Origin of the sequence: Bradyrhizobium sp. CER78 (genome assembly GCF_029846235.1) — a bacterium.
Lineage (GTDB): Bacteria > Pseudomonadota > Alphaproteobacteria > Rhizobiales > Xanthobacteraceae > Bradyrhizobium.
The window spans coordinates 465,256-482,715 of sequence record NZ_JARVWP010000002.1; the positions used below are offsets into that span (position 1 = coordinate 465,256).

Consider the following 17,460-nt stretch of genomic DNA (forward strand, 5'->3'; position numbering starts at 1 on the left):
ATACGCGCAGACGTTCAGACTGCACCCGTACTCCCTCTCAATTCGCAGCGAAGCAGTACAGCAGGCCGTCGCCGCCGGTGCTCTTCAGATCGGCCTGCGAGCAGCCGCCATCGGGGCCGCGCGAGGGATGCGACGTGTTCCAGGATTTTGACGGCTCGTCGTCGCGCAGCCCCTTGCGGTCGAAATGGCCGACCATCGCAGCGCCCTGCGTGCTGCTTGTCCAGTTCTTGCAGGTGCGATCCTCGCCGGCCGCAAACGCAGTCCCGTCCGCCTGCGATCCCGTCAGCACGTCGTGGCGGTTCGGCGTGTCGCCGGCACCGTTGATGACCTCACCCTTCTCGGACAGCGCGGTCTGCTTGGTGAGATTGTTGCTCGCGCTGTGCAGGTCGGCGACGTCCTTGGCGACCACGACGCCCTTCACATTCATCCACGGCCCCTTGCCGATGCGATCACGCGCGTTCACCGCGGACTTGCCATCGGCTGCCTGGGTCGAGAGATAGGCCCGCCAGGTCTTCGGCGCGCCGAAACCCGCCGCCTGCGCCAGGGTCTGACAATGATTATCGGCGCCGGCGAGGCCGCCGAGATTGCCGCCATTGCCGATGCCGCTGCTGGTCACGAAGAAGCTGGTGTCGGCGGTCTGCGCGCCAGCCGGCGGCGCGGCCATGACGACGAACGCAAGACAGGCGGGAACCGCGATTTTAGCAACCTTCATTCCATCCTCCCGATGGTTGTTATGGTCCGCTGACATCAACCCGCGGCATGTCAGGATATTCCGGCGCCACGACACGGCAATGAGCGCACAAAACAAAAGCGCCGCGGACGATGCCGCGGCGCCTTCTGTTCGTCATATCAGACCGTCGATCAGTTGGTCTGCTGGATCGCCGAAAGCTCCCAGTTGCCGCCGCGCTGGCGCAAGAAGGTCCAGACCTCGGTGACCTCCTCCGGCTGCCCGCCGCTGACCTGACGGCCGGTGCCGCGCTCCAGCATGGTGTCGACCAGCGCGTAGCGCATCGCGACCGTCGCGTATTCGCTGTCGCCTTCGCGCCAGGCTTCTGCGAGATCGCCCTGCAGCAGCTTCACATTGGTCACCTTGTTGGTGACGTTGCGCGCCTTGTTCTCCTCGATATCCCTGGAGAAGTACGACACCATTTCCGGCGTCGCGAGCGTGTGCAGCTTCGCAATGTCCTCGTTCGACCACGCGGTCTGGATGTCGCCGAGCAGCCGCTCGAACGTCTCATAGTCGGCAGGGGCGATCTCGACCGGCGCGTTCGATCCGCCGCCGAGGCCAAAGCCGAAGCCCGAGCGGGCATTCGCCTGCGGGCCGGGGCCGACGTCGGGTCCGCCGGCGTAAGCGGCGGCAGGCGCATTGCGGCGCTGCCACCACGACATTGCGAGCCGGACCACGAGCACGATCAGGCCGATCTGCAGCAGCAGGCCGAGCATCGACGACAGGCCGCCGAGACCCGAGAACAGGCCGCCGCCGAACAGCATGCCGAACAGGCCTGCGCCGAGGAAGCCCGCGGCCAGGCCACCGAGCAGGCCGCGCCCCATTCCGCCGCGTCCGAACAGGCCGCCGGAGTTCGCAGCAGCCGGCGAGTTCATGCCCGGGCTACCGGGCTGGCTGAAGGTGCGGTTCATCGGCGCAACGGAACCCGGCGCGGTGTTGGTCGAGGGCGGCGCGGAGAATGTCCGCGAGCCGCGCGAGCCGCCACCGCCGACGCGGGCGTCGGCCGCCGAAACGGTCATCATCACGGGCAGCGCAAGCGCCATCGCCACAGCGATCGCCCGAACAATTCCACGCGTGCGTTGCGAGAAATTCATGTTGGTTTCCTCAAAGGATTCCCCGGCATGGGGAAACGCCCCTAAGATGGGCAGGGCCTGACAAAAGTGAAGCGGGAAACGGGAACCGCGGCTGCGGCCCTCGGTCGCGGCGATGTGACACTATGGGCCTTGTGGCCGCGACAACGCGTCCTAGCGCGAGATGAGGCCCGGTTTCAATCGCAGTTGCAGTGGAATTTTCACCTCGCACTTGCGAGAAACGAAGGCAGTTGCGGCGGCAACCGGCTAGTTCGCCGTCATGGTTTCCTTCACCGCGGCGACCAGCTGCGTCAGCGTGAACGGCTTCGGCAGGAAGGCGAATTGCTGGTTCTCCGGCAGGCTCTTCTCGAACGCATCCTCGGCATAGCCGGAGACGAAGATGATCTTCAGCTCGGCGTTGCGGCTGCGCATTTCCTTCAGCAGCGTGGGCCCGTCCATCTCCGGCATCACGACGTCGGAGACCACGAGATCGACAGCGCCGTTCTTCTCCTCGAACGCCTCCAGCGCCTCGACGCCGTTGGCCGCCTCGATCACGCTGTAGCCGCGCGAACGCAGACCGCGCGCATTCAGCGAGCGCAGGCCGTCCTCGTCCTCGACCAGCAGGATGGTACCCTGCCCGGTGAGATCGGGCTTCGGCTTGGCGGCATCCGCGGCGGCAGCGGTTTCCTTTGCCGCGCCGTTGCCGGCCTGCGCCTCCGGCGCGACCTCCTGCTCCTGGCGATGCCGAGGCAGGTAGATCCGGAACGTGGTGCCGCCGCCCGGCACGGAATCGACATAGACGAAGCCGCCGGTCTGCTTGACGATGCCGTAGACCGTGGACAGGCCAAGGCCGGTGCCCTTGCCGACTTCCTTGGTCGAGAAGAACGGCTCGAAGATCTTGTCGATGATCTCGTGCGGAATGCCGGTGCCGGTGTCCGAAATCTCGATCTTCACATAGTCCGCCGCCGGCATGCCCTTGTTGGCGAGCTGGGCTGCTTCCTCGGTCGGCACATTGGCGGTGCGGATGATCAGCTTGCCGCCGTCGGGCATCGCGTCGCGCGCGTTCACCGCGAGATTGACCACCACCTGCTCGAATTGCGAGACGTCGACCTTCACCGGCCACAGATCGCGGCCATGCACGAGGTCGAGCTTGACCTTCTCGCCGATCAGCCGGCGCAGCAGCATGGTCAGATCGGAAAGCGCGTCCCCGAGATCGAGCACCTGCGGCCGCAACGTCTGGCGGCGCGAGAACGCCAGCAGCTGCCGCACCAGCGTCGCGGCGCGGGTCGCGTTCTGCTTGATCTGCATGATGTCCTGGAACGACGGGTCAGTCGGCTTGTGCGCGTTCAGCAGGAAGTCGTTGGCCATCATGATGGCCGACAGCACGTTGTTGAAGTCGTGCGCGATGCCGCCGGCGAGCTGGCCGACCATCTCCATCTTCTGCGACTGGTTGATCTGATTTTCCAGCGCGCGCCGCTCGGTGATCTCGAGCATGTAGACGATCGCGGTCTCGGCGTCGCGCTCGTCCTTCTCGATGGTCGTGACGAAGAACTGGGCGAAACGTTCCTTCGGCCCGTCCAGCATCACCTCGACCGGCGCGATATCGCCCTGCCCTTCGGCGGCCTGGTTGATCGCCGCGATCAGCAGGCCGCGGTCGCGCGGATTGACCGCGCGGAAGATCGACTTGGCGGCGCCGCCATCGCCATTCAGCCCCTGCGCCAGCTTGGCATAGCGTGCATTGGCGCCGACCACGTTGCCGCCGCGGTCGACGGTCGCGATCGCCATCGGCGTGTGGTCGAAGAAGCGCATGAAGCGCACCTCGGCGGCGCGCTCCGGATCGGAATGCTCGTCGCGGGCACGGCTGATCACCAGCGTGCGCGAGGCGCCCGCTGCGCCGTCGGCGCCGAAGGCAAGCTTGTGATAGAGCCGCACCGGCACGGTCTTGCCGCCGCGCATGCGCAGGTCGATGTCGAATACCTCGGTCTTGACCTCACCCGGCACGGCCGCGATCGAGGTCAACAATGCCGCGCCGTCCCCCGACACGATGTCGGTCAGCTTCAGCCCGCCCGAGCCGATCTCGGCCAGATCGTAGTCCAGCCAGTTCGCCAGCGTGGCGTTGACATAGGCGATCTCGCCGGCCGGATTGACCGAGAAGAAGCCGCAGGGCGCATGATCGAGATATTCGATCGCGTGCCGCAGCTCCTGGAACACGTCTTCCTGGCGCTCGCGGTCACGGGTGATGTCCGCGATCGACCACACCGCATATCTGGCGTCGCGCTTGCCCTCGCCGAGAGGGCGCACCCGCAGCCGCAGCCAGCGGCCTTGTCCACCACCTTGCCCGGCGTCGTGCCCGGCGACGCGGACCTCCTCCTGCTGCCGCTTGCCCTCGCGCGCGGCCTTCAGGAGGCGGAACACCGCTTCGGAAACGTCGGGGTTGCCGATGAAGACACGCTCGACCGGACGGACGTCCTGCGGCCCGGCCGCACCGGTCAGCGTCAGATAGGCGGCGTTGGAATAGACCACATGGCCGCGGGAGTCGGTGACGACGAGCCCCTCCTGGGCCTGGTCGGCGATCCGCGCCATCACCGGGTCGTCGGTGGCGCGGTCGGAGAAGCGGATGATGCCTGCGGCCAAGGCGAACAGGTTGAACAGCCCGGCGGTGGCGAGCAGCGCCAGCACGCCGAGGATATAGGGCTGCGCCTGGGTGCGGCCGATGGTCATCAGCCAGACCGCCACCGCGACGATGCCAATAGCGATCAGCACCACCAGCAGGATGCTGCCGCTCCGCCGGGCTGGCCCGTGAGCCACGAACGGCTCGGTCGCGGGAGGATCGTTGCTATCGGCGGTCATCTGGAGAGACATGGCTCGTCTGCATCACGAAGGCGACCGGCCGGCCACCTTGCCCCTGAGTGCCTGAATCGGACCCGAAAACGCAAGTCCATCAGGCGGCAATTTCGCAAGTTACGCGCATTTCAGGCGGTTTTCCGCCCCTTACTGACGCAGGCCGGACAGGCCGCGCCTCAGCCGCATCACGTAGCCGATGATTTCGGCAACCGCATGATAGTGCTCGACCGGGATTTCCTTGTCGATGTCGACGGTGGCATAGAGCGCCCGGGCCAGCGGCACGTTCTCCACGATCGGAATATCGTGCTCCTTGGCGATCTCCCTGATCCTGAACGCGAGGACGTCGACGCCCTTGGCGATGCAGATCGGCGCCGACATGCTGCGGTCGTAGGCCAGCGCGACCGAATAGTGGGTCGGGTTGGTGATGATCACTGAGGCCTTTGGAACCTGGGCCATCATGCGCTTCTTGGCGCGCTGGACCCGCAACTGCTTGATCCTGCCCTTGACGTGCGGGTCGCCTTCCGATTGCTTGAACTCCTCCTTCATCTCCTGCAGCGACATCTTGTGACGCTCGAACCAGGTCCGGTACTGGAAAAAGTAGTCGGCGATCGCAACCGCAGCGAGGATCGCGACCACCGCCGCCATCAGGTGCACCGTCATGCTGGTGATGGCGGGCAGCAGCTCGGCCGGATCGACCCGCAGGAACGATTCCATCCGCATCCGGTCGGGCCACAGCACCATGACCATCACGACGCCGAGCGCGATCAGCTTGAACAGGCCTTTCAGGAAGTTCGCCACTGCCTGCTTGCCGAACAGCCGCTTGAAGCCGGCAGCCGGCGAGATCTTGGAGAATTTCGGCTTGAGCTGCTCACCCGACCACACCAGCTGATGCTGGATCATGTTGCCGGCGACAGCGGCCAGCGCCAGCATCAGGAACGGCACGCCGATCGCGGCGATCACGGCGTAGCCGAGCGTCTGGGTCAGTTGCAGCAGGCCGGCACCGTCGGTGCGGATCATCCATGAATTGGCGATCAAATTGCGCAGCGGCATCAAGATTCCGCCGCCGATCGAGCCCGAGAAGGTCGACAGCACCAGCGTGGCACCGGCGATGATGAACCAGGTGTTGACCTCCTGGCTCTTGACGACGTCGCCTTTCTCAAGGGCTTCGTCGAGACGTTTTTGAGTAGGGTCTTCTGTTTTGTCTTCGGTATCGTCGGCCATCTCTTCTCCCTAGAACATGATGCGACTTGATCGCATCATGTTCTGAGGTCCCTATTTTTGACGCGTTTTCTTCACGCGACCCGGTTCCCACTTCGCTCGAAAACGCTCTAGTTCATCGGAGCGAGTTGGCGCATGACGCCGTTGAAGTAGTCGAAATAGGTGCCCATCATCGCCGCGAGCACGACGGCGAAGATCAGGAAGCCGACCATGATCGAGAGCGGCACGCCGACGAAATAGACCTGCATCTGCGGCATCAGCCGCGCCAGCACGCCGAGCCCGATGTTGAAGACGAGGCCGAACACCAGGAACGGCGCCGACAATTGCAGGCCGATCTTGAAGGCGGCGGAGAATGCGTTGGTCGCAAGCGCAGCGACATCGCCGGTCGGCATGATCTCGCCCGGCGAGAAGATGCGATAGCTCTCGCTCAGCGCCGCGATGACCAGATAGTGGCTGTCGGTGGCAAACAGCAGCGTCAGGCCGAGAATGGTGAGGAAGTTGCCGATGATCTGGCCCTGCTGGCCCTGGGTCGGGTCGACCGCGGTGACGAAGCCGAGGCCGAGCTGCTGTGCGATCACCGAGCCCGCGACATTGAGCGCCGACAGCGTCACCCGCGCGGTGGCGCCGAGCACGATGCCGATGATGAGCTCATGCACCATCAGGACGCCGAGCGAGGAGATCGACGTCAGGTCGACATGATAGGCATTGCGATGCAGGGGCAGGATGATCAGCGTCAGCAGCAGCGCGATCGACAGCTTGACCCGCGCCGGGATGTTGCTCTCGCCGAAACCGGGCAGCAGCATCACCATCGCACCCACGCGCGCGAAGACCAGCACGAAGATTGCGGCCAGCGCCGGCAGCAGGGAGACATCGATGCGCATGACCGCGGCATTAGTGCATCAACCGCCGATGATTCGCGACGAAATCCGCATCATGTGGCTACTGAGCGAGTCCGCCATGAACGGCAGCGCCAGCAGCAATGTGACGAAGATCGCGAGGATCTTCGGCACGAATACCAGCGTCTGCTCCTGGATCTGGGTCAGCGCCTGGAACAGCGACACCACGACGCCGACCACGAGGCCGACCACCATCAAGGGTGACGACACGATCACGATGGTCCAGATCGCATCGCGTGCCACGTCGAGAGTTTCAGGGCCGGTCATTGTTGCGTTCTCGCTGTTGGTTGTTTTGCACCGTCGTTCCGGGGCGATGCAAAGCATCGAACCCGGAACCTCGAGATCTTTGATGTGCAGTTGGACATCTGAGGTTCGCTTCGCGCCCCGGGATGACGTCCTGACGGACGTCAGATCGGCATCTTCATGATGTCTTCATAGGCCTGGATCACGCGGTCGCGCACCGAGACCAGGGTCGACACCGCGACATCGGTGTCGGCAACCGCCGTCACCACGTCCATCACATTCGCCTTGCCGGACGCCATCGCCATGGTCTGCGCGTCGGACTTCTTGCCTGCTTCGAGCACGCTGCCGACCGAGTCCTTCAGCAGCGCGCTGAAGGACGGGCCGGCGACGGCCTGCGCGCCGGCCTTCTCGGCGCCGCCGCGATCCATCATCTTCGCGAGACTGGCATAGGCGTTGGCGGCGACTGTCGGGGTAGCCATGAGTTACGTTCCCTGTTCTTGATACGTCAGGACTTGAGGATGTCGAGCGTGCGCTGAATCATCCGCCGCGTCGCGCTGATGATGTTGAGGTTCGCCTCATAGGAGCGCTGGGCGTCGCGCATGTCGGTCATTTCGACCATCGAATTGACGTTCGGGTATTTGACGTTGCCGGAAGCGTCCGCCGCGGGATTGCCCGGCTCGTGCTTGATGCGGAATAACGACTGGTCGGGCCGGATCCGGCCGAGCGTCACGACCTGGGCGTCCAGAGAGCGATCCAGCGCGGAGGAGAACGTCGGCACCTTGCGGCGGTAGGGATCGCCGCCTGCGGTCTGCGCCGTCGAATCGGCGTTGGCGATATTTTCCGAGATCACCCGCATCCGCCCCGCCTGCGCGCGCAGGCCGGAGGTCGCGATGCTCATCGAGCGGGCGAAATCGCTTGTTCCATCTGCCATGGGATCCTCCTGCCGCCGCTAAGTGGCCTAGCCCTTGCCGATCGCGGTTTTCAGCAGATGCAGGCTCTTGCTGTAGAGCGACGTGGCTGCTGCGAAGTCCATCTGGTTGGCCGACACTTTCAGCATCTGCTCCTCGAGATTGACCGCATTGCCGGCGGGGCGGGTCTGGAACCCGCTCTTGCCGCGATCATTATCGAAGGTGTCGGTTGCGCCGGAGGCCGCCATGTGGGTGGCGCTGGTCTGCATCATCGGCAGCGTCCCCATGCCGCCGCCGACGGTGGCGCCGGCCTTGTCGAATTTCGGCTCGACCAGGTCGCGCGGCCGGAAGTTCGGCGTGTCTGAATTGGATATGTTCTCGGCGAGCACCCGCTGGCGCTCCTGGTGCCACTGCATCTTGGTGCGCAACGCCGACAGGATCGGGAGATCGTTCATGGCCATCGCCGCGGCTCCGTTAACCTCTGGGCTCTTCCGAGGTAGGCAGAATTTGCCCGGTGTATGGTTAACGGGTGGTTAAAATGCCGGACGGATCCGTGGAGAACGCCGCAACTGCGGCCTGCGAGCGCATTTTCGCCACGAATGCTGCGTTAACCAGCACAAACCGAGACAGCGTGGGGCGCTGAGAAGTCGTTTTGGGACAAGCGATTCTTGGTTTATTAATAGAACAGTCGGCTGCAAGCCGCTGGGAATTAAGAAATAAGGCGAATCTCGGGCGCGATTCGCTGCGTAAAACCGCACCTATCAATCTGCGCCCGTTGATGGCGGAAGCTGAGGAAGGCCAAGATGGCCGGGGACTCCAATATGCAGGTCATTACATTCGTCTTGGCGTTCGTCGTCGTGCTGGCGCTGATCGGCGTCACCGCATGGCTCGTCCGCCGCTTCGCTGGAAACCGCCTCGGCGCCAATGCCAATCGCGGCCGCATGCCACGCCTGGCGGTGATTGATGCTGCCGCCGTCGACGGCCGCCGCCGCCTGGTCTTGGTCCGCCGCGACAACATCGAGCATCTCCTGATGATCGGTGGCCCGACTGACATCGTCGTCGAGCCGAACATCGTGCGCGCCATGCCCGGCCGCGATCAAATGTCGAGCCGCCCGGCCGTCGCCACCGACGCGGCCCCGCCGCGCGTGGCGCCGCTGCCGGATGCCGCCTGGAACGAGAGCGAGGCCGCCCGGTCAGACAATTTCGACCTTCCCGAGCCCGAGCTGCCGCCGCGACAGGCACGGCCCTCTTTCGCCGACGAACTGCGCCGGCCCCCGCCGCCGATCGCCGAACGCCGCAGTGATCCGCTCACCGGCTTCACGCCCGACCGTGGCGAGCCGCGGCCCGATCCGATGCCGCCACGCCTGCCGCCGCGTTCCGAACCCGTCGTCCCGCGTCCGCCGCGCGGTGCCGAGCCGCCCAAAGCGCCGCCGCTACGCGCGCCCGAGCGCGCCGTGACACCGCCGCCCCCGCCTGCTCCGCCGCCGGTCGCAACCCAGGCGCCGCCGGCCCCGCCACCCGCATCGAACGCCGATGCCAATCTCGCCGAGATGGCACAGCGGCTTGAGGCGGCCCTGCGCCGCCCGACCGGCGCCGGCGAGACGGTCGCACCGCCGGTTGCGCCCGAGGCGCCACCGGTCCGCGCGCCGCGCAGCGAGCCGCCCGCTCCGCCCGCCGGCGGACAGAAGAGTGGCTTCGAGAACCTCGAGGACGAGATGGCATCGCTGCTCGGCCGACCGAAGAACCCTTCGTGAGGTTCTGGGCAGTCCCGCGTAGAGTTGTTTTCATCGCTGTCCTGATCGCCGCCGGATCCTTCGCCGATCCGGCGATGGCGCAGGACATCTCCATCAATCTCGGCGGCGGCAATGGCGGCGTGACCGAGCGCGCGATCCAGCTGATCGCGCTGCTCACGGTGCTGTCGATCGCGCCGTCGATCCTGGTCATGATGACGTCGTTCACGCGCATCGTGGTCGTGCTGTCGCTGCTGCGTACCGCGCTCGGCACCGCAACCGCGCCGCCGAACTCGGTGATGATCGCGCTTGCGATGTTCCTCACCGCCTTCGTGATGGGGCCGGTCCTGCAGAAATCCTATGACGACGGCATCAAGCCGCTGGTCGCCAACCAGATCGGCGTCGAGGAGGCGTTGCAGCGCGCCTCGGTGCCCCTGCGCGGCTTCATGCAGAAGAATGTCCGCGAGAAGGACCTGAAGCTGTTCATGGACCTCTCCGGCGAGCCGCCGCCGGCGACGCCGGAGGAGATGTCGCTGCGCATCCTGGTGCCGGCCTTCATGATCTCCGAGCTGAAGCGCGCCTTCGAGATCGGCTTCCTGCTGTTCCTGCCGTTCCTGATCATCGACCTCGTGGTCGCCTCGGTGCTGATGTCGATGGGCATGATGATGCTGCCGCCGGTGGTGGTCTCGCTGCCATTCAAGCTGATCTTCTTCGTGCTGGTCGACGGCTGGGCGCTGGTCGCCGGCAGCCTGGTGCAGAGTTACGGGGGGTAGCCCCGCGAAACAATCATGGCCGCATCGCTGGATCGGCCGTGCCGTTGCACTATCATGCGTCGCACCGCATCCAGGGAGCCGTGCCGTGCAGCAGCCATTCGACCGCGCCGCAGAAGACCTCGGCAACGCGATCCATCTCGAGCATGTCAACGTGCAGGTGCCGGACCAGCGCCTCGCCACGCTGTTCTATGTCGCCGGCATCGGGCTGACCCGCGATCCCTATTTGATGGTCTCCGACAGCAACATGTGGGTGAACGCCGGCCGCAGCCAGTTTCATCTGCCGAGCGGCAGGCCACAGGTGCTGCGCGGCCACACGGCGATCGTGATTGCCGGACGGCAGGCCCTGCTCGCGCAGCTCGCCGCAGTCGCGCCCAAGCTCGAGGGCACCGCGTTCAGCTATCGTGAGCACAACGATCACGTCGAGGCCATTTGCCCCTGGGGCAACCGCTTGCGCTGCTACGAGCCCGACGCCGAGCGGTTCGGGCGCATCGCGCTCGGCATGCCCTATGTCGAGTTCGACGTGCCGCGCGGCACGGCCGAAGCGATCAGCCGGTTCTATCCCGAGATCATGGGCATCCCCGCCAGCGTGGACGGTGGTATCGCGCGCGCAAAGGTCGGCAAGGATCAATATCTGCAATTCCGCGAGTCCGACCAGACGCCAGGCGAGTTCGACGGCTATCACGTCCAGATCTACATCACGGACTTCTCGGGCCCCTACAACCGGCTGCGCGCGCGCAACCTGGTCTCGCGCGAGGACAATCAGTACCAGTACCGCTTCTGCGACATCGTCGATCCCCGTGACGGCCGACATCTGTTCACCGTCGAGCACGAGGTGCGCAGCGCCACCCATCCGATGTATCTGCGACCACTGGTCAACCGCAATCCTGATCAGACCAACCGTACCTTCGCCAAGGGCTACGACCAGGCGCCGTGGGCGATGGGGCCGGACCAGTATGACGGCTGAGCGCGCACTCGTCCGCATCGCGACATCATCTGCAATCCCAGCCACGAGACGACATGCTTCCCTCCCAGCGCCATCTGTTCGAGATCCCACGCGAGGTCTGCTACCTGAACTCGGCGTCCTACAGCCCGCTGCCGCTGCAGACGTTAGAGGCCGGCCGCGCGGCGGTCGGACGCAAGGGCCAGCCCTGGACCATCGATGCCGGTTTCGCCGGCCGCCAGCATGAGCGCGCCCGCACTGCGGCGGCCCGCCTGATCAATGCCGATGCGGACGACATCGCGCTCATCCCTGCGATCAGCTACGGCATCGCGACGGTGGCGAAGGCGTTGACGATTCCGCGCGGCACCCGCGTGATCGTGCTGGAGAACGATCACTCCTCGCCGGTGCTGGAATGGCATACCCGCGCCGAGGCGCAGGGCTTCGTCGTCGACACCGTGCGCCAGCCCGCAGACGGCGACTGGACATCGGCGGTGCTTGCAACGATTGAGCGGCCGGGCGCGCCTCCGGTCGGCCTTGCCTCCATCTCGTCGGTGCACTGGTCGGACGGCGGCATGATCGACGTCGACCGAGTGCAGGCCGTGCTGCGTCGACAGGGCGCGATGTTCGTGATCGACGCGACGCAGAGCGCCGGCGTCGTAGCGATGGACGTGACGAAGCTCGACCCCGACGCGGTGATCTTTCCGACCTACAAATGGCTGATCGGCCCCTACGGCCGTGCCTTTCTCTACGTTGCAAAACGTCATCAGAACGGCGTGCCGCTCGAGCAGACCTCCGCCGGCCGCCGCAATGTGAATTCCGAGAACCCGGTTTATTTCGGCGATCTCGGCTATGTCGACAATGCCCGCCGCTTCGACATGGGCGAGCGCGATCACTTCATCACGCTCGAGATGGCGTCGATCGGCATGGAGATGATGGCGGACTGGGGCGCCGCTGCCGTTAGCGAGCGGCTCGCGATGCTGACGAAGCGGATCGCCGACGGCGTGCGTGATCTCGGGCTCGACGTGCTGGCGCAGAGCCAGCGCGCGCCGCACATCCTGAGCCTCGGCATGGCCAGCGGCATCCCGAAGGAACTGATCGCGCAGCTCGCCGCCGAGAACATTCACGTCGCGCTGCGGCTCGGCCGGATGCGGATTTCGCCGCACGTCTACAACGACGAGGCCGATGCCGACCGCCTCGTCGCTGCCTTGACCAAAACGCTGCGCGGTTAGCTGGGCTTGCGCCCCAGCGCCACAACGCTGAACAGTTCGATCGCCAGCGCTGCGACGACGCCGGCCGCGCCGATCACGAACAGCAGCGCATAATCGCCGCCGCTCTGCGCGAACAACCAGGACAGGCCGTAGGCGCCCGCCGCCTGGAACAGCGCGAAGGTCGTGGTGGCCTGCGCCCAGGCCGAGCGCTGGCTCGCCGCCGAATGCGGGATCAGCTCGTGGATGCGGCCGATCACCAGCGGCACGATGCCGGGCGTGAAGCCGCCGACGATGAGGCTCGACACGATCAGCGCGGCGGGCGACGTCGTCACCGCGGGCAGCGCAACCGCAACGGCCTCGATCAGGAACGCCGCGCGCAGCGCGGCGGCGAAGCCTGCGCGGTCGGCGAGATGTCCGGTCAGCAGCGGGCCGACCACGGCGCCGATACCGTACAGCACCCAATAGTACGATCCCGCCGCGATCCCCTGCCCGAGGCCGCGGGCGACGAAATCGACCAGGAACACCATGTGCGGCACCAGCGCCAGCGCGTTGAGCCCATATTCCACGCACAGCGCGATCACCAGCGGCGAGCGCCCGCCATGCGCCGCCACGCCCGGCTCAGTTGCACCATGCGTGGCGGGCGCCTCGGCAGGCCACGCCTTCCAGCTGATCGCGGTCAGCACCGCCGACAGCACGCCGAGGCCATACCAGGCCTGCTTGACGCCCTGTTGCAGCAACAGCGGCACCAGCGTGCCTGAGGCTGCGATGCCCAATCCAACACCGGCGAAAATCACGCCGCCGATCAGACCGCGCTTGCTCGGCGCGGTGTGCGGCAGGATCGCGGTCGCCGCCAGCACCATGATCACGCCGCCACTGATGCCGGCGAGGAAGCGGAAGCCGAAGAACCAGATGAAGGAGATCGGCACCGCGCAGGCAAAGCAGGTGATCGCCGCCAGCAGCATCATGCCGCGCAGCGCCCACACCGAGCCGATCCGCGCACCGAGGTCGCGGGCGATCAACGCGCCGGCGAGATAGCCGGCGAGGTTAGCGGCACCGAGATAGACCGCTTCCGCCGGCGTGAACCACTTTGCGGCGATCAAGGCCGGGATCAGCGGCGTGTAGGCAAACCGTGCCAGCCCGAGCCCGACCAGCGAGGCGCACAGCCCTGCGGCCGCGGAAAGCCACAGCGGCCCGCCCGCATCGCGATGCGGCTCAGCATGATGGCGCCCGTGATGATCGACATTGGCTGACATGGACATGGCGTAGGCCCTCCGGCCGTTCGTGAAAAATGATTATTTGCGATCGCAGCAATCGTTTGTAGCGATCACTACTCGCCTCTCCCGATCGGGAGAGGCGCCTAGTTTGATTTGGTAGAAGCGATCAGCGGGAAGAGGCAGCGGCGGCGAGCTTCTTGCGATATTCGAGCGCGGGCAGCCCGCCCCAGCCCCAATTGTCGGTGTCGACTTCCTCGATGACGACGAAGGTCGATTCCATGGGCTTGCCGAGCACGTCGCGCAGCAGCTCGCTGGCGCCCTTGATCAGGGCGGCCTTCTGTTCCGGGGTGGTGGACGACGCACCCGGCGCCGTCCCCTCACGCGTGACCTGGACGGTGACGATAGGCATCACACCCACCTGTCCTAGTGCCCGGCGCTCTGGCCGCCGTCGACATGCAGGATCTCGCCGGTGACGAAGCCTGCGCCTTCGAGGAACAGCACGGCATCGGCGATGTCCTTCATCTCGCCCATGCGCCCGACCGGATGCAGCTTGGCGAGGTAGTCGTGCGTCTCGGGCGCGTGCATCGGGGTCTTGATCACGCCCGGCGCCACTGCATTCACGCGGATGCCCTTGGCGGCGTATTCGATCGCGAGCGACTTGGTCGCGGCGGCGAGACCGCCCTTGGTCAGCGAGGCCAGCACGGAGGGTACGTTGCTGTTGGCGTGATCGACCAGGCTGGTCGTGATCTGGACGATGTGCCCGGATCCCTGCTTCACCATCTCCTTGGCGACGCGACGAGTGATGTAGAAGAAGCCGTTGAGGTTGGTCGCCAGCACCGCGGCGTAATCCTGGTCGGTATGGTCGGTGAACGGCTTGGCGACGAAGATGCCGGCATTGTTGACCAGCGTGTCGACGCGGCCGAAATGCGCAAGGGCCTGCTTGACGATGCGCTCGGCAACTTCGGGATCGCCGATGTCGCCCGGTACTGCCAGGACGTCCGAATCCGACGACGGCTTGATGCTGCGGGAATTGGCGACGACGCGCCAGTTGCGGTCGCGATAGCCCTTGACGATGGCCTCGCCGAGACCCTGCGACGCACCGGTGATAATGGCAACCTTCTGCTCTGCACCCATGATTTCTCTCCATCCGTTGCTGAAGCGACCCAGCGCCGCTTCGATGGAGAGCAACCTAGATACATCCGCTTTCCGCGCGAATGCCCGCTATTCGGCAGACACTCTTCCGCGGCGCGAACGACTGAGCATGGTCCTGAAAAGTGCGAAGCGGTTGTCCGGCGCGACAAATGCGCAGCGTTTGCGCGGAGATCATGTTCAAACAGGAAATCAAATCGCGATGACGATTCAGCTTCGTCGTGCTTTGGCATTGGCCTTGCTGGCCTCGTGCGACAGCCGCTCGAAATAGCGTTTCAGCCGCGGGCCGGCGAAATCGACGAAGGCGCGCACCTTCGGCACGTCGAAGCGGCCCTGCGGCGCCAGGAGATGCACCGGCAGCGGCGGGGGTTCGTCACCGGCGAGCAGGATCTGCAGCCGTCCGTCGCGGATTTCCTCGGCGATATGATACGAGAACAGCCGCGTGACGCCGTGGCCCTCGCCGGCCGACGCAACTGCCGCCCGCACCGTGTTGACGACCAGCCGTGGCGTGAACTGGACCGCGCGCGCGATCTTCGACTTCGCGGCCGGCGGAAAGCTCCAGGAGTCCAGCCCGAAATGCGTCATCGCGATGATCTGCTGTTTCGCCAGATCGGCAGGCTCGCGGATCACCGGATGCTGCGCGAGATAGCCCGGCGAGGCCGCGACCACGCGGCGTACCTCGCCGAGCTTGATCGCGACGAAATTGGAATCGGCGAGATGGGCGATGCGCAGCGCGACGTCGATGCCCTCGTCGATCAGGTTGACCGTGCGATCGAGCATCACGAGCCGCACGGTTACCGCCGGAAATTCCGTCATGAAGGCGTCGAGCACCGGCCGCAGCACGTCCTCGCCCACGACAATGGGCGCGGTGATGGTCAGCGTGCCGCGCGGCGCGGCCCGCTCGCCGCCGGCCGAGATGTCGGCCTCCTCAAGCTCGGTGAGGATGCGCCGGCACGCCAATGCATAGCGCTCGCCGGCATCGCTCAGCTTCAGCGACCGCGTGGTGCGATGAAGCAGCTCGGCGCCGACATGATGCTCGAGGAACGCAATCGCCCGGCTGACCGCCGCCGGCGATCGTCGCAGCTTCCGCCCTGCGCCGGCAAGGCTGCCCTCGTCGACCGCCGCGACGAATACCTTCATGGCGTCGATGCGGTCCATCGATCCCCCCGCTTCGCGGCAGCCGCTAACCTTTCACATCATATTGCTTGCTGAGGTGGTCGCCGATCTGCACCAGCATCGCGACGCATTCGGGATAGCCGGGCTTCGCCACCGTGGCCTCATTGGCGCTGGCGCGGAATTCCCAGCTGTCGCCGTCGCGCAGCACCGAGATCTCCATGCCGTCGGGGCAATCGGCATGTACCTTCAACTCGGCACGTGCCATCGCGATGAGTTCGGCTTCGGTCTTGATCGGCTTGCTCATGTGACGACGTCCTCCCGGCTGGCAACATCAGCCATGGTTGCCGATTTGACGGCAGGATGTCGAGAGGACGCAGGCGATCACGGGCTGTTGCGATTGACAAATTGCGGGTCTGCGGCGAACATTCAGCCTGGGTCGATACTACCCGCCGCTTGCACCCCGCCCGGGGACGGTGAATGTATCAAGCCATGGTTCAGGCTTCCTTTGCCCGCGCGAACGGGTCAGCAACGCAAGCCCCTGACGCTTTCCGTTCGTCGATGCAAAGGACCATTCCATGCGCGACTTCCGTGATGCCAAGGCCATGGCGCAGACGCTGCGCGAAGCGCTCGGCGCCAAATCGATCCCCCTCACCCACAGCGACAGCCTGGAGCTGATCGCCAAACTGTTCGGTCAGCGAGACTGGAACACGCTGGCGGCGAGAATCCAGGTCGCCGGGCCGCCAGGCATGTCGGCCCACGCTGCAGAGCCCGCAGCGGAATCACCGCCGATCGCGGCGCGTCAGGAGATCGCCGTCGATCCAGCCGCGCTCGATAATTATTCCGGATTCTACCAACTCAACGACCGTGCCGTGTTCACGGTGACGCCCGATGGACATCATCTGGTGATGAAGCTCACCGGACAGCGCTCGGTGCGGTTCTTTGCGGAGAGCGCAACCGAATTCTTCGCCAAGATTGTCGATGCCCAGGTCAGCTTCGTGGTCGGACCGGACGGACGCGCCACCTCGCTGGTTCTGCATCAGAACGGCGGCGATATTCCGATGCCGCGTATCGACGCCGCGACGGCAACGGAGATCGCCGATCAGACGGCGGAACGCGTCAAGAACCAGTCGGCCAGTCCCGGAACCGAGGCTGCGCTTCATCGTCTGATCGATGGGATCGCGTCGGGGAATCCCGACTACAACGAGATGAGCCCGGCGTTAGCGGCGGCCACCCGCAAGCAGATGCAGTGGCTTCAGCCCCTCGCGGACCTCGGCAACATCCAGTCGATCCGCTTTCTCGGTGTCGGCGAGCAAGGCGAGGACGTCTACAGCGTCAGGCACGCCAACGGCGCCGCACACTGGCGCATCGCGCTTGACGACAAGGGGATCATTTCGACCGCGTGGGTGACGCCCGGACCGTAAAGC

Annotated in this window: 19 protein-coding genes; 5 read left to right on the forward strand and 14 right to left on the reverse strand. The window is 65.5% G+C overall.

Annotation, left to right across the window (positions count from 1 at the left end; genetic code table 11):
- Positions 1-37: 37 nt before the first annotated feature.
- The 9 genes from QDT69_RS05240 to flgB form a co-directional block, all read right to left on the reverse strand.
- Entirely contained in the window at positions 38-664 is a 627-nt protein-coding gene (locus tag QDT69_RS05240) for a lectin (RefSeq protein WP_279705706.1), read from the reverse strand.
- A gap of 197 nt (positions 665-861) precedes the next feature.
- Positions 862-1,821 carry a Tim44 domain-containing protein gene (locus tag QDT69_RS05245; protein ID WP_279705564.1) on the reverse strand — a complete coding sequence of 320 codons (960 nt, stop codon included), beginning with the start codon at positions 1,819-1,821 and terminating at the stop codon, positions 862-864.
- A gap of 243 nt (positions 1,822-2,064) precedes the next feature.
- The gene (locus tag QDT69_RS05250; RefSeq protein WP_279705707.1) at positions 2,065-4,647 is read right to left on the reverse strand and encodes a PAS domain-containing protein; all 2,583 of its coding nucleotides are present in this window, start codon (positions 4,645-4,647) and stop codon (positions 2,065-2,067) included.
- 141 nt (positions 4,648-4,788) lie between these two features.
- Positions 4,789-5,862 (reverse strand): flagellar biosynthesis protein FlhB, encoded by a 1,074-nt coding sequence (gene flhB, locus QDT69_RS05255; RefSeq protein WP_279705565.1) that lies wholly within the window; start codon positions 5,860-5,862, stop codon positions 4,789-4,791.
- A 107-nt stretch (positions 5,863-5,969) separates the two neighbouring features.
- Positions 5,970-6,740, reverse strand: a complete 771-nt coding sequence (fliR, locus tag QDT69_RS05260) for a flagellar biosynthetic protein FliR (protein ID WP_279705566.1) — start codon at positions 6,738-6,740, stop codon at positions 5,970-5,972.
- A gap of 18 nt (positions 6,741-6,758) precedes the next feature.
- Complete coding sequence (gene fliQ, locus QDT69_RS05265) at positions 6,759-7,022, reverse strand: flagellar biosynthesis protein FliQ (protein ID WP_021077937.1); 264 nt, start codon at positions 7,020-7,022, stop codon at positions 6,759-6,761.
- Positions 7,023-7,162: 140 nt separating this feature from the next.
- On the reverse strand, positions 7,163-7,477 hold the full coding sequence (gene fliE, locus QDT69_RS05270) for a flagellar hook-basal body complex protein FliE (protein WP_279705567.1): 315 nt from the start codon (positions 7,475-7,477) through the stop codon (positions 7,163-7,165).
- Between the two features lie 26 nt (positions 7,478-7,503).
- Positions 7,504-7,929, reverse strand: coding sequence for a flagellar basal body rod protein FlgC (gene flgC / locus QDT69_RS05275; protein ID WP_279705568.1), 426 nt, complete (start codon positions 7,927-7,929; stop codon positions 7,504-7,506).
- Between the two features lie 27 nt (positions 7,930-7,956).
- Positions 7,957-8,367 carry a flagellar basal body rod protein FlgB gene (gene flgB / locus QDT69_RS05280; RefSeq protein ID WP_279705569.1) on the reverse strand — a complete coding sequence of 137 codons (411 nt, stop codon included), beginning with the start codon at positions 8,365-8,367 and terminating at the stop codon, positions 7,957-7,959.
- Between the two features lie 360 nt (positions 8,368-8,727).
- On the opposite strand from flgB, the gene QDT69_RS05285 reads away from it, so the two are divergent.
- The 4 genes from QDT69_RS05285 to QDT69_RS05300 all read left to right on the forward strand — a co-directional run bounded on the left by QDT69_RS05285 (position 8,728) and on the right by QDT69_RS05300 (position 12,578).
- Positions 8,728-9,660 (forward strand): flagellar biosynthetic protein FliO, encoded by a 933-nt coding sequence (locus QDT69_RS05285; RefSeq protein WP_279705570.1) that lies wholly within the window; start codon positions 8,728-8,730, stop codon positions 9,658-9,660.
- Positions 9,657-10,409: a flagellar type III secretion system pore protein FliP gene (gene fliP / locus QDT69_RS05290; RefSeq protein WP_279705571.1), complete on the forward strand. Its 753-nt coding sequence runs from the start codon at positions 9,657-9,659 to the stop codon at positions 10,407-10,409. The genes QDT69_RS05285 and fliP overlap by 4 nt, the downstream gene beginning before the upstream one ends.
- A gap of 85 nt (positions 10,410-10,494) precedes the next feature.
- A complete protein-coding gene (locus QDT69_RS05295) occupies positions 10,495-11,373 on the forward strand; it encodes a hypothetical protein (protein WP_279705572.1) in 879 nt (292 codons plus the stop codon).
- A 53-nt stretch (positions 11,374-11,426) separates the two neighbouring features.
- Positions 11,427-12,578 carry an aminotransferase class V-fold PLP-dependent enzyme gene (locus QDT69_RS05300; protein WP_279705573.1) on the forward strand — a complete coding sequence of 384 codons (1,152 nt, stop codon included), beginning with the start codon at positions 11,427-11,429 and terminating at the stop codon, positions 12,576-12,578.
- On the opposite strand, the gene QDT69_RS05305 is transcribed toward QDT69_RS05300, so the two are convergent.
- The 5 genes from QDT69_RS05305 to QDT69_RS05325 all read right to left on the reverse strand — a co-directional run bounded on the left by QDT69_RS05305 (position 12,575) and on the right by QDT69_RS05325 (position 16,340).
- The gene (locus tag QDT69_RS05305) at positions 12,575-13,816 is read right to left on the reverse strand and encodes a YbfB/YjiJ family MFS transporter (RefSeq protein ID WP_279705574.1); all 1,242 of its coding nucleotides are present in this window, start codon (positions 13,814-13,816) and stop codon (positions 12,575-12,577) included. The genes QDT69_RS05300 and QDT69_RS05305 overlap by 4 nt on opposite strands.
- Positions 13,817-13,937: 121 nt before the next feature.
- Entirely contained in the window at positions 13,938-14,180 is a 243-nt protein-coding gene (locus QDT69_RS05310) for a 4-oxalocrotonate tautomerase family protein (RefSeq protein WP_279705575.1), read from the reverse strand.
- A gap of 14 nt (positions 14,181-14,194) precedes the next feature.
- Complete coding sequence (locus QDT69_RS05315; RefSeq protein ID WP_050424168.1) at positions 14,195-14,905, reverse strand: SDR family oxidoreductase; 711 nt, start codon at positions 14,903-14,905, stop codon at positions 14,195-14,197.
- 225 nt (positions 14,906-15,130) lie between these two features.
- Positions 15,131-16,078: a LysR family transcriptional regulator gene (locus QDT69_RS05320; protein WP_279705576.1), complete on the reverse strand. Its 948-nt coding sequence runs from the start codon at positions 16,076-16,078 to the stop codon at positions 15,131-15,133.
- A 25-nt stretch (positions 16,079-16,103) separates the two neighbouring features.
- The gene (locus tag QDT69_RS05325) at positions 16,104-16,340 is read right to left on the reverse strand and encodes a hypothetical protein (protein ID WP_279705577.1); all 237 of its coding nucleotides are present in this window, start codon (positions 16,338-16,340) and stop codon (positions 16,104-16,106) included.
- A gap of 271 nt (positions 16,341-16,611) precedes the next feature.
- On the opposite strand from QDT69_RS05325, the gene QDT69_RS05330 reads away from it, so the two are divergent.
- The gene (locus QDT69_RS05330) at positions 16,612-17,457 is read left to right on the forward strand and encodes a glyoxalase superfamily protein (protein ID WP_279705578.1); all 846 of its coding nucleotides are present in this window, start codon (positions 16,612-16,614) and stop codon (positions 17,455-17,457) included.
- Positions 17,458-17,460: the final 3 nt, after the last annotated feature.

Excerpts from the sequence above, each read along its gene's own strand:
- QDT69_RS05310 (WP_279705575.1), bottom strand. The coding sequence starts at position 14,180 with ATGCCTATCGTCACCGTCCAGGTCACGCGTGAGGGGACGGCGCCGGGT.
- QDT69_RS05250 (WP_279705707.1), bottom strand. The coding sequence starts at position 4,647 with ATGACCGCCGATAGCAACGATCCTCCCGCGACCGAGCCGTTCGTGGCT.
- QDT69_RS05305 (WP_279705574.1), bottom strand. The coding sequence starts at position 13,816 with ATGTCCATGTCAGCCAATGTCGATCATCACGGGCGCCATCATGCTGAG.
- QDT69_RS05300 (WP_279705573.1), top strand. The coding sequence starts at position 11,427 with ATGCTTCCCTCCCAGCGCCATCTGTTCGAGATCCCACGCGAGGTCTGC.
- QDT69_RS05240 (WP_279705706.1), bottom strand. The coding sequence starts at position 664 with ATGGCCGCGCCGCCGGCTGGCGCGCAGACCGCCGACACCAGCTTCTTC.
- QDT69_RS05315 (WP_050424168.1), bottom strand. The coding sequence starts at position 14,905 with ATGGGTGCAGAGCAGAAGGTTGCCATTATCACCGGTGCGTCGCAGGGT.
- QDT69_RS05245 (WP_279705564.1), bottom strand. The coding sequence starts at position 1,821 with ATGAATTTCTCGCAACGCACGCGTGGAATTGTTCGGGCGATCGCTGTG.
- QDT69_RS05330 (WP_279705578.1), top strand. The coding sequence starts at position 16,612 with ATGCGCGACTTCCGTGATGCCAAGGCCATGGCGCAGACGCTGCGCGAA.
- flgC (WP_279705568.1), bottom strand. The coding sequence starts at position 7,929 with ATGGCAGATGGAACAAGCGATTTCGCCCGCTCGATGAGCATCGCGACC.
- QDT69_RS05325 (WP_279705577.1), bottom strand. The coding sequence starts at position 16,340 with ATGAGCAAGCCGATCAAGACCGAAGCCGAACTCATCGCGATGGCACGT.
- QDT69_RS05320 (WP_279705576.1), bottom strand. The coding sequence starts at position 16,078 with ATGGACCGCATCGACGCCATGAAGGTATTCGTCGCGGCGGTCGACGAG.
- fliE (WP_279705567.1), bottom strand. The coding sequence starts at position 7,477 with ATGGCTACCCCGACAGTCGCCGCCAACGCCTATGCCAGTCTCGCGAAG.
- fliR (WP_279705566.1), bottom strand. The coding sequence starts at position 6,740 with ATGCGCATCGATGTCTCCCTGCTGCCGGCGCTGGCCGCAATCTTCGTG.
- fliQ (WP_021077937.1), bottom strand. The coding sequence starts at position 7,022 with ATGACCGGCCCTGAAACTCTCGACGTGGCACGCGATGCGATCTGGACC.
- flgB (WP_279705569.1), bottom strand. The coding sequence starts at position 8,367 with ATGGCCATGAACGATCTCCCGATCCTGTCGGCGTTGCGCACCAAGATG.
- flhB (WP_279705565.1), bottom strand. The coding sequence starts at position 5,862 with ATGGCCGACGATACCGAAGACAAAACAGAAGACCCTACTCAAAAACGT.
- QDT69_RS05285 (WP_279705570.1), top strand. The coding sequence starts at position 8,728 with ATGCAGGTCATTACATTCGTCTTGGCGTTCGTCGTCGTGCTGGCGCTG.